General features: G+C 39.7%; 14 protein-coding genes and 1 riboswitch. Of the genes, 3 read left to right on the top strand and 11 right to left on the bottom strand.

Annotated elements, in window-relative coordinates:
* Positions 1-11 precede the first annotated feature (11 nt).
* A riboswitch (cobalamin riboswitch) is annotated at positions 12-177 on the bottom strand.
* A gap of 293 nt (positions 178-470) precedes the next feature.
* Positions 471-953, bottom strand: a complete 483-nt coding sequence (locus tag AC27JR_RS13605; RefSeq protein ID WP_008113183.1) for a YajQ family cyclic di-GMP-binding protein — start codon at positions 951-953, stop codon at positions 471-473.
* Between the two features lie 151 nt (positions 954-1,104).
* On the opposite strand from AC27JR_RS13605, the gene AC27JR_RS13600 reads away from it, so the two are divergent.
* Together AC27JR_RS13600 and AC27JR_RS13595 are read left to right on the top strand one after the other, a co-directional pair.
* Complete coding sequence (locus AC27JR_RS13600; protein WP_076920196.1) at positions 1,105-1,455, top strand: VanZ family protein; 351 nt, start codon at positions 1,105-1,107, stop codon at positions 1,453-1,455.
* On the top strand, positions 1,448-2,350 hold the full coding sequence (locus AC27JR_RS13595; RefSeq protein WP_487173904.1) for a ketopantoate reductase family protein: 903 nt from the start codon (positions 1,448-1,450) through the stop codon (positions 2,348-2,350). Before AC27JR_RS13600 ends, AC27JR_RS13595 begins: the two co-directional genes overlap by 8 nt.
* Positions 2,351-2,376: 26 nt before the next feature.
* On the opposite strand, the gene thiI is transcribed toward AC27JR_RS13595, so the two are convergent.
* Positions 2,377-3,834: a tRNA uracil 4-sulfurtransferase ThiI gene (thiI, locus tag AC27JR_RS13590; RefSeq protein ID WP_010391044.1), complete on the bottom strand. Its 1,458-nt coding sequence runs from the start codon at positions 3,832-3,834 to the stop codon at positions 2,377-2,379.
* Between the two features lie 100 nt (positions 3,835-3,934).
* Complete coding sequence (locus tag AC27JR_RS13585) at positions 3,935-4,588, bottom strand: TetR/AcrR family transcriptional regulator (protein ID WP_487173903.1); 654 nt, start codon at positions 4,586-4,588, stop codon at positions 3,935-3,937.
* Between the two features lie 178 nt (positions 4,589-4,766).
* Here AC27JR_RS13585 and coaD point away from each other — a divergent pair, with 178 nt between their 5' ends.
* Entirely contained in the window at positions 4,767-5,258 is a 492-nt protein-coding gene (coaD, locus tag AC27JR_RS13580) for a pantetheine-phosphate adenylyltransferase (RefSeq protein ID WP_024601870.1), read from the top strand.
* Positions 5,259-5,798: 540 nt separating this feature from the next.
* Here coaD and AC27JR_RS13575 read toward each other — a convergent pair.
* The 8 genes from AC27JR_RS13575 to argC all read right to left on the bottom strand — a co-directional run bounded on the left by AC27JR_RS13575 (position 5,799) and on the right by argC (position 13,143).
* Entirely contained in the window at positions 5,799-6,245 is a 447-nt protein-coding gene (locus tag AC27JR_RS13575; protein WP_487173902.1) for a hypothetical protein, read from the bottom strand.
* Between the two features lie 63 nt (positions 6,246-6,308).
* On the bottom strand, positions 6,309-6,842 hold the full coding sequence (locus AC27JR_RS13570) for a hypothetical protein (protein ID WP_487173901.1): 534 nt from the start codon (positions 6,840-6,842) through the stop codon (positions 6,309-6,311).
* A gap of 15 nt (positions 6,843-6,857) precedes the next feature.
* Positions 6,858-7,058, bottom strand: a complete 201-nt coding sequence (locus AC27JR_RS13565; protein WP_487173900.1) for a hypothetical protein — start codon at positions 7,056-7,058, stop codon at positions 6,858-6,860.
* A 250-nt stretch (positions 7,059-7,308) separates the two neighbouring features.
* Positions 7,309-9,174 carry an argininosuccinate lyase gene (gene argH / locus AC27JR_RS13560; RefSeq protein WP_487173899.1) on the bottom strand — a complete coding sequence of 622 codons (1,866 nt, stop codon included), beginning with the start codon at positions 9,172-9,174 and terminating at the stop codon, positions 7,309-7,311.
* Positions 9,175-9,226: 52 nt separating this feature from the next.
* On the bottom strand, positions 9,227-10,429 hold the full coding sequence (locus tag AC27JR_RS13555; RefSeq protein WP_487173898.1) for an argininosuccinate synthase: 1,203 nt from the start codon (positions 10,427-10,429) through the stop codon (positions 9,227-9,229).
* Positions 10,426-11,358: an ornithine carbamoyltransferase gene (locus AC27JR_RS13550; RefSeq protein ID WP_036956759.1), complete on the bottom strand. Its 933-nt coding sequence runs from the start codon at positions 11,356-11,358 to the stop codon at positions 10,426-10,428. The genes AC27JR_RS13555 and AC27JR_RS13550 overlap by 4 nt, the downstream gene beginning before the upstream one ends.
* A 7-nt stretch (positions 11,359-11,365) precedes the next feature.
* Positions 11,366-12,133 (bottom strand): acetylglutamate kinase, encoded by a 768-nt coding sequence (argB, locus tag AC27JR_RS13545; RefSeq protein ID WP_010391030.1) that lies wholly within the window; start codon positions 12,131-12,133, stop codon positions 11,366-11,368.
* Positions 12,130-13,143: an N-acetyl-gamma-glutamyl-phosphate reductase gene (gene argC, locus AC27JR_RS13540; RefSeq protein WP_487173897.1), complete on the bottom strand. Its 1,014-nt coding sequence runs from the start codon at positions 13,141-13,143 to the stop codon at positions 12,130-12,132. Before argC ends, argB begins: the two co-directional genes overlap by 4 nt.
* Positions 13,144-13,348: the final 205 nt, after the last annotated feature.

The raw sequence follows: 13,348 nt of genomic DNA, 5'->3' as shown, positions 1-13,348 counted from the left end.
AAGATGTTAGTAAGTAAGATTACATCAAGGCCGGTCTCCGGACTCAGTTGCCATAGTTAAATACAGCATAACTTTACCGTTGCGGGGGCAGTGTTGGGATTGACTTCATCAATGAAAACGCACCAACTTCCCGATTATCCTACTAAAAAAATCACACCGTTGAAGTGTTTAGCAAGCACCTTGAAAATAGGCTGCTATTGTTATCTGTTTACTAAAAAATGTCAACGGACGTCTAAACATCTACAAGTTGGGTTGCGAGGTTCGAGGTTCGAGGTTCGGGGTTCGGGGTTCGGGGTTCGGGGTTCGGGGTTCGGGGTTCGGGGTTCGGGGTTCGGGGTTCGGGGTTCGGGGTTCGGGGTTCGGTAATTATCATAGATTTAAAAATAAAAAAGCCAAACAATATAACGTGTTTGGCTAAATACATGTTGCTTTGAACTAAGCGCCTGTAGCGCCTAGCTCGAAACAATAAATTAATCGCGGAAGTTTTTAAACTGAAACGGCTGACCTAAATCGGCAGTGCGCACAACTTGCATAGCAGCTTGTAAGTCATCTCGCTTTTTACCCGTTACGCGTACTTCTTCGCCTTGAATAGCCGCTTGCACTTTTACTTTAGAATCTTTAATCGCTTTTACGACTTTTTTAGCCATGTCTTTTTCGATGCCCTGCTTTAGTGCAACGTTACGAAAAACATTTTTACCTGCGCGAGAAATCTCTTGAAGTTCTAGGCTCGCAACATCCATCCCACGCTTAGAAACTTTACCAGCTAAAATATCAAACAACTGCATAACCTGAGCATCTGCTTCAGCTTTTAATTTAATTGTTTTATCGTTTAATTCAATTGAGGCATCGACCCCTCTAAAATCAAATCGAGTCTCTAATTCACGATTGGCGTTATCAACCGCGTTTTGTGCTTCGTTCATTTCTACTTCAGATACAATATCAAATGAAGGCATGATGTTCTCCTAACTAGCTAATCTTAATTTTATGCGGCAATTATAACGTTAAAATGATAAATCTTTACACTTTTCTGCATCTTGTTCAGGTGCGATACTAATTTAGTTTGATATACTGAGGCTTCTTTTTTATACGATTTTAGGATTTTTTGTGACGAGGCGTGTTTACCAAGCTATTTTTTTAATTAGTATTGTCGCATTTACCTTCTTATTTGCTAAAGAGGTAAAAGGCGCTGCAAACTTATTTCCGCATATAGATAAAGTGGCGCATTTTGGTATTTTCTTTTTACTTGCCATTATTATGGATAAAGCCTTTAAACTGCCTTTATATGCACAAATATTGCTGTTAGCTGGCTATGGTGCCGCAATAGAAATTATGCAAGATAGCCTCCCTTACAGACAAGCATCACTGGCCGATTTTGTTGCCGATTTTATTGGTGCGGCAAGCTACTTTCTAGCTAAAGCGCTATTAACACTACGTAAAAAGAAGCGTTATGGCTAACATACTTGTTGTTGGTGATGGTGCTATTGGCTTGTTATTTAGCCATTTTTTAGCTAAACGTCACACTGTTTACATCCTTACCAAAAAGGGCACAGTCAATACGCGCTTTTATAGCTGTGGTGATGCTCCTTCGGAAAAAATTAACGCTACTTTCATCTCACAACAGCAATTAGCTCAAGCTCCCGAGTTTGACATTGTTTTATTCACTGTTAAAGCGTTTGCAGTGCAACAAGCCTATGCGCAAGTAAAACCTTTTCTAGGCAAGAGTGCTCATATTGTACTAAGTCATAATGGCATGGGTAATGTTGAACAATTAAATGCACAGTTAACACAGCAGCAATCGTTGTACTTTTTAACCACTAGCATGGCTGGATTTAAGTCAAACCCTAATATTGTGCAGCATACTGGAAACGGGCAAAGTGTATTAGGGGGCTGTAATCAACTAGCTATTCAAAATCTTCAACAGTTTAGTGCGCAATTACACACTATTCCGCAATTAATTGTCAGCAACAATATTGAGCAACTGCGGTTTGAAAAGCTACTAGTTAATATTGCCATAAATCCATTAACCGCTCTGTACAATATAAAAAATGGCCAGTTGCGTGCGCCACAGTTCAATAGCTCAATTATTAATTTATTAACAGAGGCGTGCCTTATTGCGACCGCGCTAAAACTTAATATTAAGCTTATCGATGCCCTCGAGCGCGCCTACAAGGTAATGAGTTTAACCGCAGAGAATTACTCATCTATGCATCAAGACGTTATGCACAATAGGCAAACTGAGATCATGGCAATTTGTGGTTATATTAGTGAGCAAGGCAAGCGACATAATATTGCGACCCCGTATAACGACGATTTACTCACTGAAATTCTGGCAAAAAAAAGCGCGGAATAAATCCGCGCTTTTAAAATATTTAGCCATTAACGACGATAGACTTTTACAGTGGTAAAGCCTTCTTCGTGAAGAATAAGCGCTTGTAACTGGCTCATTACCCCTTTTTGGCAATATAAGTAATAGTCTTTGCCTTTAGGTAAATCACCAAACTTAGTTGCTAAACGGAAAAACGGTAAATGGATAACTTCAATACCATCAATTTCAAGCGGTGCGGCATCTTCTTCCTCAGGTGAGCGAATATCAACAACAACCGCTCCTTCAGGTAACTCTGTAACTGACTCAGCCTCTTTAAGCTCTTGCTTAGCTTCAACATCAATATCGCGCACATCCATAACACGGGCGTTATCAATAACGGTATTTAATACATCAAAATCAAACTTCTCCTCTTCTGCTTTAATGACTTCAATTTTGGCTTTAACTGTCGGCTTTTTAGAGATCACACCACAGTATTCAGGCATCGTCTCAGCCATTTCTGCAGTGCCTATTTGGCGCGCTATATTGATGATCTCTTGCTTATCATGTTGAATAAGAGGACGTAAAATCAGCGTTTCGGTTACACGGTCAATAACACTTAAGTTAGCTAAGGTTTGGCTAGACACCTGACCTATACTTTCACCCGTTACCAAAGCTTGAATATTTAGTTTTTCAGCAACGGCACTACCCGCTCGCATCATCATACGTTTAAGCACAACACCCATTTGGCTGTTTTCAACGTTTTCTAAAATTTCCGCAACAACTGGTTCAAAATCAACAGTAATAAACTTAACTTTATGCGTAGAGCTGTATTGTTTCCATAGGTAGTAGCTCGCTTGCTTAACCCCAATTTCATGGGCAGCACCACCTAAGTTAAAGAATAAAAAGTGTGTACGAGCGCCTTTACGGATCATCTGGTAACTGGCAACGCCAGAATCAAACCCACCAGACATAAGCGATAATACATCGTCTTGTGTTGGCAGTGGAAAGCCCGCCATTCCTAAATGGGTTTGCGTCACTATGTAAGCTTTTTCGTCTTTAATTTCTAAACGAATTGTTACCTCAGGGCGGCTTAGCTTTACTCGCGCACCTTCAACGTGTTGATTAAGCCCACCACCAACGTAGCGCTCTAGTTCAGTTGAAGTAAAATCATGTTGACCTATGCGCTTAGCACGCACACAAAAGGTTTTACCAATAATAGTATGGCCAACTAACGCGATGGTTTTTTGATAAATGTCATCAAGGGTTTTGAAGTCTGTTTCGGTTACTTCAATAAACTGTACGATGCCAGGAATACGTTGCAAACTATCGATAAAATCAAGGCGAGTTTGAGCATCGTCTAGTTTTGTAACAACTGAAATGTTATCCCAGTTATTACGTACTTGTACTTTTTCGTCAACACGACGCAATACAATTTTAATGTTATTTTCTAACACTTTAGTAAAGCGTTTACGGACTGAACGGCTTTTAATGGCTATTTCAGGGTGAAGTTTGACGATAAATTTAAGCATAGTTTAACTCTTAGACTGCGGGAATTCGCGCACCCAGGTATTGGGCGCGGCGGATTATAGCAAAAAAATTAACGCCTAGGAACTAACCAACTTAACGGGCTTAAGGATTCTGGGGAGCTGAATTTGCTAAAAGAGTGTACTTGTCTCTTAACTGATTAATTTTATTTGCGCTTTTTTCGGTGCTATAGGCTTTAAATAAAGTCAGTACTTTTACAATACCAGGGTAAATATCTTGCTCAACCAGCACGCCACTGAGTCTTCTTGCTTTCATATAGGGTGTCCAAAAGCTGACCGTTAATTTTAGCGTATGAGCAAGCTCGATTGCATCTTGTTCATCAATGGTAATTATTTCACTGTCACGCAAGGCCAAAATAATGTTGCGCACTTGCTCAAGTAGCTCCTGCTGAAAATCAATGTAACCTTGTTTTAAATGGCTATCGCGAGCGAGAATATCGCCAAGATTGTCGTAAAAAAAGTGGTAGCGCCACATTAATTCAAACAATGAATCTAAGTAAGGGCCGAGATGTTCAAAAGCATCATCACCTTTATTGACTGGCTTAAAATGAGTACTTAAATGATCGCGATAGAGTGCAAATATATGGCGAATAATGTCTTCTTTATTTTTAAAGTGGTAGTACAGATTACCCGGACTCATACCTAAACTCGATGCGATATGATTAGTAGATATTGCTCTTTCACCATGTTCATTAAACAATGAAATACTGGTTTGAATTATTTTATCCTTGGTATTCATATACTCATTACTCAATTTTCGAAAATACGATGCTGCATTAAAATAATCCGCCTAGTATAAACAAATCATTGCATTTGTAACACTGCGCAGCTGCAGTTATATACAATTTACTCACAAGGCTGCTTTGCACACTAAACACTGCTACACTACGGCTAAAAATAATAACACAGTAAATATTATGAAAGTGACCGCAATCTACCCAGGCACATTTGACCCTCTTACCAACGGCCACACTGATTTAATTCAGCGTGCGGCTAAAATGTTCGATACCGTTATTGTAGCTATTGCTCATAACCCAAGTAAAAAACCGTGTTTTACTTTAGAAGAACGCGTTGATTTAGCGAATGAAATTTTAAGCCATTTAGATAATGTAAAGGTCATTGGCTTTTCAGGACTGCTGGCTGATCTCGCTCGCGACCATAATGCAAATGTACTGATCAGAGGCATAAGAGCGGTTTCTGATTTTGATTATGAATTTCAGCTCGCAAATATGAACCGCCGTTTAAACCCTGATTTAGAAAGTGTATTTTTAACACCTGCTGAGCGTAATACTTTTATATCATCAACCTTGGTAAAAGAAGTTGCGCGCCATAACGGGGATGTGAGTGAGTTTGTTGACACCATAGTAATGAAAGCCCTGCAATCTAGGCTGGGGAAAACCAAGCATTAAACACAACACCTAGCGTATCATTACATTGCGCTAGGTAGCTTCGCTCTTACTGGAAACAAAACGTTCTTAAGCCTCACTAAGCCCAAAAAATCTTTATTGATAAATAGTGCCAAGGCCATTATAAAATCAAAGAGAATAACGCCAAACCCGTATGCAGCCCAAAACCACCAGTAATCAATGTTGCCTTTAACTTGAACATCATAATGCATCCCCAAAAATAAACAGGTATTAATCCCCAACCCCAGAATTAAGTAATAAAAAGCAATAGGCGTGTTTTGCAACGTTATTTTTCGCCACAAAAAAGTATCAAAATAGTTGTGAGATCAAATATGAAATAATCTTTATAAGTAGAAGTTTCGAGGCTTAAAAATGCACTTAGAAAATAAGAGATCATCATTATTAATGAAATATGCAGTAAACTTTTATCTTGTTTATTAATGCTCGAAGAAAGGTTAAATAGAAAAGCGATTAAAAATAACCACAATATAAAATTACCTAAATTCTCGCCAACTTTAACAAGCAGCCATAATAGATCCGTCATTATAGGCTTTTAAACTCAGTGCGTGATCTAAATAAACGACCTTTAAGTTTCATTAGCCCTAAAAAGTCTTTATTGATAAAAATAGCAATAATCATTATTAAGTCAATAATATTAACCCCCATGGAGTATAGACTCCATAACCACCAAGGCTCTGAATTCCAGTTTATATAAAGATCTACATAAATAGCATAAGTTAAACATGCATTTATAATTAAACCGCTTACAATATAGTTTTTAGCTACAGAGCTTTGAAAACTTGAAACCTGTAATGCTAAAAAAATGATTAGGATTGTGGCAAAATCAAAAAAAATCCAGTTCAAATAAGCGTTTTGAAAAATGTAAAGGAAGTCACTTAGCAGGTAGGAAAAAAACATGATTGTGGCTAAATAGACCAAAGATTTATTTGGCGTATTTATACTCGATACCAAAGTGTACAACATGGCCATTAAAAAGCCCCACTGTATAAATGCATCGATATAATCTGCTAAAAACAAGTCAACATAATACATTTATCGGATTTGATTAAGCTCAGGGTTTTTAAATAAAGAAATGAGTTTATTCTTAAGGATGTGTAAGCCAAGAAAGTCACGGTCTACGATTAAAGCAATGATCATTATAAGGTCAACTACATTTATAGTAAAAGTGTAAACATCCCAGAATATCCAAGGATCAGTGTTTCCATAAATGTAAATATCTAAATACATAGAAAAAAAGAAGAGTGAATTTATTGATAAGCCTGTAATCAAGTATAAAAATGATCGAGTCGTTTTTTTTATAAAAAAGTAAACTATTGAAAGTGCTACGAGCGTTACAACATCGTATATTGCCCAATCTAGATACAATGTATTTTTTAAAGAAAGCCAAGTAAGAAAGTAGTCTGATAGCGTATAAGAGATCATCATAACAAATGAACTGAGCAATAGGGTCGTACCTCTTTTAACTTCTAAAGTGTATACAAACACATTAAAGAAAAAAGCCATTAAAAAACCCCACATCACAAAGGCGGATAGGGAGAACAACCCAAAAAACTCAGTTAAAAACATCGAAAACCTTAATTATCACTTTGGTTTAATAGGAACTACAATACCACCGCCTCGCTGAAGATCCGCTCCGCCTGCAGCAGCCATCGCCTCTTGAGATATACTTACTGTATCAGATTGTAGGGTTTTAGGGCTAGCAGTTTGTTCCATTGCAGGCTTTAATTGTTGCGTTTTGTTGTATGCTTGCATTTGTACTTGGCTGTTCGCTGAAATTTGCATGTGATTAATCCTTTTGAGTGTTAAATTTATTATTGGCGCAAATTTAAATCACACCATCTGAAGCAGTTACTAAATAACTGCAGTAACGTATTGCCTACGTTGATTAATTGACTCAACAACACGCTACAGAATAATAAAAGCAAACGATATGCCAACTTTAAATTAATAGTATGTTAATTTAAAAATTATTTTATTTTACTCAAAAAAAAACGCACCGGGGTCACCGTGCGTTTTTTATCCTAGGGATTGCTTAAGCCACGTTTTTACAGGGGATCTCCATGCTATTACTTGGCTTTAACATATATTCCATTGCGACTTCATCACAGTTTTCTTTACGTAAACATAACTCACAATCTTTCATGACTTTTTCAGGTAAGCTCTCTTTACTACAGAAACTAAAGCGCTGATTTTCGAAAAAGTCAGGAACACGAGTCAGAACGATGACACGATTGAGTGCCAATTTTTTGGCTTTTACCAACAAATGTTCGACCAGTTCTCGCCCCTGCCCTGTTACAGCGCTTTTAGGGTCAATGCCTAATGAACGTATTTCAGCTAATCCTGTATCGTAAATATATAGCGAAGCACAACCCGATACCTGACCGTTTATCTCAGTTACGGCAAACTCATTAATTGAGTGCACCATATCACTTTTAGCACGCGGTAAGTTTTCGCCGACTGTTGCCCAGTGCTGTACGAGTTTAGCAATTGCTTCTACGTCATCTAAGTTGGCATCACGAACCGTTATTTGCTGTTTTTTTTTCGCGTCTTTCACCGCTTTGCTTACTTGCTCTAATGATGTACCGCCAAGCGCTTGGCGTGCTTTAATACAGGCATCAATTTCAAGTACCGGATAGACATCATCCTCAAACACGGGGTTTACTGATTTATACTGCTCTAGAGAAAGTTGCTCTAACGTTTTATCTTCACTAATGGCTAGTTGCACCAATACCCCTACAATATGGTGCCCTTCTCTAAACGGAACACCTTTAGCCACTAAGTAATCAGCCAGTTCGGTTGCATTTGCGTGGCCACCTTTTGCCGCTGCAAGTGTTTTATCTGCTTTAACTTTAATGCCTTTAATACACGCTTGTGCCATATGAATACACGCAAGCCACGTTGGCATGGCATCAAAAATGCCTTCTTTGTCTTCTTGCATATCTTTATTGTAAGCAAGTGGCAGTGCTTTTAAGGTCATCATCATTGCGCTAAACGCACCAAACACCCGCCCTGTTTTACCACGAATTAGCTCTAATGCATCTGGGTTTTTTTTCTGTGGCATTAAAGATGAACCCGAGGTCACATTATCGGCCAGTTCAATAAAGCCAGCTTCTCCCGAGTTATAAAAAATCAGGTCCTCAGACATCCGCGATAAATGGATCATAGAAATAGACGCACAGCTTAATAGCTCAACCACAAAGTCACGATCAGAAACGCCATCAAGGCTATTTTTAGTCGCACCGGTAAAGCCTAACCCTTGTGCAAGTGCATGGCGATCAATTGGGTATGCAGTGCCAGCAAGTGCACCACTGCCAAGTGGGCAGTAGTTCATTCTTGCTTGGGCATCTTGTAATCGGCTTTCATCACGCTCAAGCATTTCTACATAAGCCATACACCAATGGCTAAACAGTACGGGCTGTGCCCGCTGTAAGTGCGTATAACCTGGCAGTATTGTGCCAAGTTCACGTTCAGCCAAACTAATAAATTCAGCTTTTAATTGTGCAATTGCTTTTAAAATATGATCGGCGGTATCGCGGCACCATAACCTAAAGTCGGTAGCAACTTGATCGTTACGGCTTCGACCTGTGTGTAATTTTTTAGCTAAATCACCCACTTTTTCAATTAGCGCAGCTTCAACATGAGAATGAATATCCTCAGCACCTGAGGTGGCAACCGCATGTGGTTCTGCTTTTACTTCTTCAAGTAACTCATAAAGTGCCGATACCAGCTTTTTGTGCTCGTCGTTAGATAACACATTCACTTGTTCAAGTGCACCAGCCCATGCAACAGAGCCAATGATATCTTGCTCTGCTAATTGATAATCGAAGGGAAGTGAATCGTTAAACTGTTTAAATGCTTCATCTGGACCCGTAGAAAAACGTCCGCCCCATAATGCCATGAAATCTCTCCAAACCCGATAATAGCCCCTTAATTCCAAGGGGCGTAAAAAATTACTTTTTAGCTAATGCTGAAATTCTGCTTGATAGCGAGAATAAACGAATAAAGCCTTCTGCGTGCGATTGGTCGTAAACATCATCTTCACCAAAGGTAGCAAAATCTTCGCTATATAAACTGTTAGGTGATTTTTTCTGAACCGCAGTGACTTGGCCTTTATAAAGCTTAAGCACCACTTCGCCCGTTGCTAGTGTAGACAACGCTTCTGCACCGGCTAAAATAGAATCTTTTAGCGGCGTAAACCAACGACCGTCGTAGACTAAGTGTGAAAATTCACCCCCGAGTACTTCTTTCCATTTACGGCTCGCTTTATCAAGTACTAACTCATCAATAGCTTGCAGCGCCGCCATGATCACAGTGCCGCCTGGCGTTTCATAACAACCACGCGATTTCATGCCCACTAAACGGTTTTCTACAATATCGACACGGCCCACACCATGAGGTGATGCAATATCGTTTAATTTAACTAAACAACCATAAGGTTTAAGCTCTTCGCCATTTACAGCAACTACTTCACCTTCAACAACCGATAAAGTGACGTGTTCAGCTTTATCAGGTGCTTGCTCTGGTGAGTTAGTCCAGGTCCATACTTGCTCACTTGGTTCACACCAAGGATCTTCAAGTTCACCGCCTTCGTGTGAAATATGCCATGCGTTAGCATCACGACTATAAATTTTTGTTGCTGACGCAGAACATGGAATGTCACGTTCAGCTAGGTAATCAAGCAATGATTCACGGCTTGATAAATCCCACTCACGCCATGGCGCAATCACTTTTAAATCAGGTGCAAGTGCGGCAAAACATGATTCAAAACGTACTTGGTCGTTACCTTTACCCGTACAGCCATGAGAAAGTGCATCGGCACCTACTTTACGTGCAATTTCAACTTGCGCTTTAGCAATGATTGGACGCGCCATAGAAGTACCAAGTAAATAAGTCCCTTCATATATAGAACCCGTTTTAAGCGTTGGGTAAATATAATCGCTTACCATCTCATCTTTTAAATCAACCACGTAACACTCAGATGCACCAGACGCTATAGCTTTAGCTTCCACGCCTTCAAGTTCTTCAGCGCCTTGGCCAACATCGGCAACAAAAGCAATAACTTCACAGCCGTAGTTCTCTTTTAACCATGGCACGATAGCCGATGTATCAAGACCACCTGAATAGGCTAAAACGACTTTTTTAATTGAACTCATAGGTGTTCCTTAACAAAATTTGGATTTAACAATGTAACTAATAGCGCATTTTGCGCATGCATGCGGTTTTCTGCTTGCTGTATAATTTTTGATGCAGGGCCATCCATTACCTCAGAGGTAATTTCAAACTCACGGTGTGCCGGTTGGCAATGTAATACCGTAGTTGCACCGGTTTTTTCTAACAATGCCTGATTTAATTGATAAGGCATGTATTTTTCTTTTACTTGCTCAAGGGGAGTTGTATCCCCCATCGATACCCAGGTATCGGCGTAAACAACATTAGCACCAACTGCAGCCTCAACCCTGTCACTTACCATTACAGAAGCGCCATTCATCGCAGCTATTTGCTCTGCTTTTTTAAGCACTTGCGAATCAGGTGAACACCCTTTTGGTGTTACAGCGACAAAATCGGTTCCTAAAGTAGCGGCTAACAGCATCAATGAATGCGTTACATTATTGCCCTCACCTAAGTAGGCAAGCTTTAACTGGCTAACATCACCGTGTACTTCTTGTAGTGTTAAAAAATCAGCTAATGCTTGGCATGGGTGATATAAATCACACAAACTATTAATCACAGGAACGGATGAATACTCACCGAGTGTCGTTAACGTACTGTGCTGATTAACCCGCGCTACAATCCCATCGGCCCAAGTCGAAATATTTAAGGCAAAATCTTTTATTGATTCGCGGGCGCCCATTGCACCATTTTGTTGGTCAAGGTAAACCGCATGGCCCCCTAAACGGTTTATACCGATATCAAATGAAAGGCGAGTACGTAAACTTTGCTTTTCAAACAAAGTAACCACTGACTTACCAGCTAGTACTTGGCTATATTTACTTGGGCTTTCTTTAATATCTTGCGCTAACTTTAATAAATTTAGTGCGCCTTGTTGGTCTAATTCTAGACCCGTTAAAAAATCTTTAAACATGTTCAACCTATGGTGTTACTTTAGTTCCGACATGCTCGCCTTGCAGCAAAGCAGTTAAGTTTTCTGGCTTTTGCCAGCTGGAAATGTACACACCGCGTCGTAAATGTTGGGCAGCGTGAAGACTGGTCTTAACTTTGACCTCCATCCCGCCCAAAATTACTCCCTCTGCAATTAAAGTATCAATGTGTTTTGTGTCAAGTTGATGTAAAGGCTGCTTATTGGCATCAAGTACCGCCTCTACATCTGTCATAAAAATAAGTTCTGCATTTAAATTATTAGCCATTGCGGCTGCTGCTTCATCGGCATTAACGTTGTATAACAAGCCCTGCTCATCAAAGCCGATAGAGCTGATGATTGGTAACCGGCCAGCACTGAGTAAATCATTAATAATAGAATCTGCATTGTTGTGACATTGACCTACTTGACCCAATGCTTTTAATTTTTGCGAAGCGGTGATCCCTGCTTCATATAAACTTAACCCCACCGGCTTATGACCAACACTAATTGCTTGCGCCATGAGTTGTTTATTTGCCGCACCCGCAAGGGCCCCAACAATATAAGGCATCTGTTCTTTAGGGCTAATACGCAAACCTTGGTGTTTAGCACTGGCAAAACCGGCCTCTTTTAACCAGCTATCAACTAATGAACCACCCCCATGCACAATCACAAACTGTGCATCATCTTGCTCGTTGAGTATTTCAAATAATGCTTTAGCGGCATTTTCAGTATTGAGTACTGCACCACCGAGTTTAATAACCCACGTTTTACTGCTCATCTAAACGCTCCTATTAGACCTGTAGTGTGAGGCAAGCCCATTGATAAATTAATACATTGCAAAGCCTGACCAGCTGCCCCTTTTAATAAGTTGTCAATTGCTGCCATTACTATTAACTGTGAACCTTGCTGCTGCCACGCAATATCTACATAAGGTTGTTTGGCCACCCCTTTAATTGAGGGGATTTTGCTGCCAAGCAAACGAATTAATGGCTCATCAGCCAATACTTGATAAGCTTTAGCTACTTGCTCACTGGTCACACCCGGCTTTAATTGCACATAAATAGTTTCTAAAATACCGCGCGGGAAATTACCTAAATGAGGAGTAAATAACACCTCATGACCAAGATGCTGTTGTATTTCAGGCCCGTGCCGGTGATTAAACAAACCATAGGGTGCCAGCGAAACTTCGCAAAAATGAGTCCCTAGGCTGGCTTTACGCCCTGCGCCCGTTACACCAGAAACCGCATTAATAATAATTTTTTCATCACTCAACAAGCACGCTTGTTGAAGAGGCTTTAATGCATTTAATGCAGCCGTTGGGTAGCAGCCAGCAACAGCAATTAGCTGAGCATCAGTAATGGCTTTACTATTCCATTCAGCAAGACCATAAGCCGCTTGATTAAGTAGTTCTGGGTGTTGGTGTTCAAAACCATAATAAGTAACGTAATCATCATTACTTGCAAGACGATAGCCACCGGAAAGGTCAAATACCTTTTTGCCCATCGCTAAAAACTGAGGCGCTAAATCCACACTTACTTTATGATCGGTGCACAGACAAACGTAATCTGCTGAATGAGTGATATCAGCAAGTGCATGTTCATTTAGTGGCTGCAGAGGTAAATCAAGTAATCCTAAATGCTCAGGATACAATTCACTAAGCAATTTATGTTTATCTAAACTTTGCGCTGATACATAACAACCAGTTAGCGAAAGAGTTGGATGCTTTACTACTAAGCTAGCCAGTTCTGCGCCGCTGTAACCGCTGGCACCTATAATTACTACGTTCATTATTTACTCTTTATCTAAAATTAGTGACCACATTCCATGTTGTTTGTTTACACTAGGGTATAACCCAGCCAAACAGATTAAATTTATGAGTGATAACTATCGTCGTATTATTTTCATGGCGTAACTTTAATATATTTATGCTTAAAAAGTGAATTGATATTCATCATAAATACTTTTATATTGTTATGCAATTAAAATGAATACT

The organism is Pseudoalteromonas sp. NH0006-26 (genome assembly GCF_057552415.1).
The sequence above is the reverse complement of the archived record's forward strand: the minus strand, read 5'-3'. Positions and strand labels throughout refer to the sequence as shown.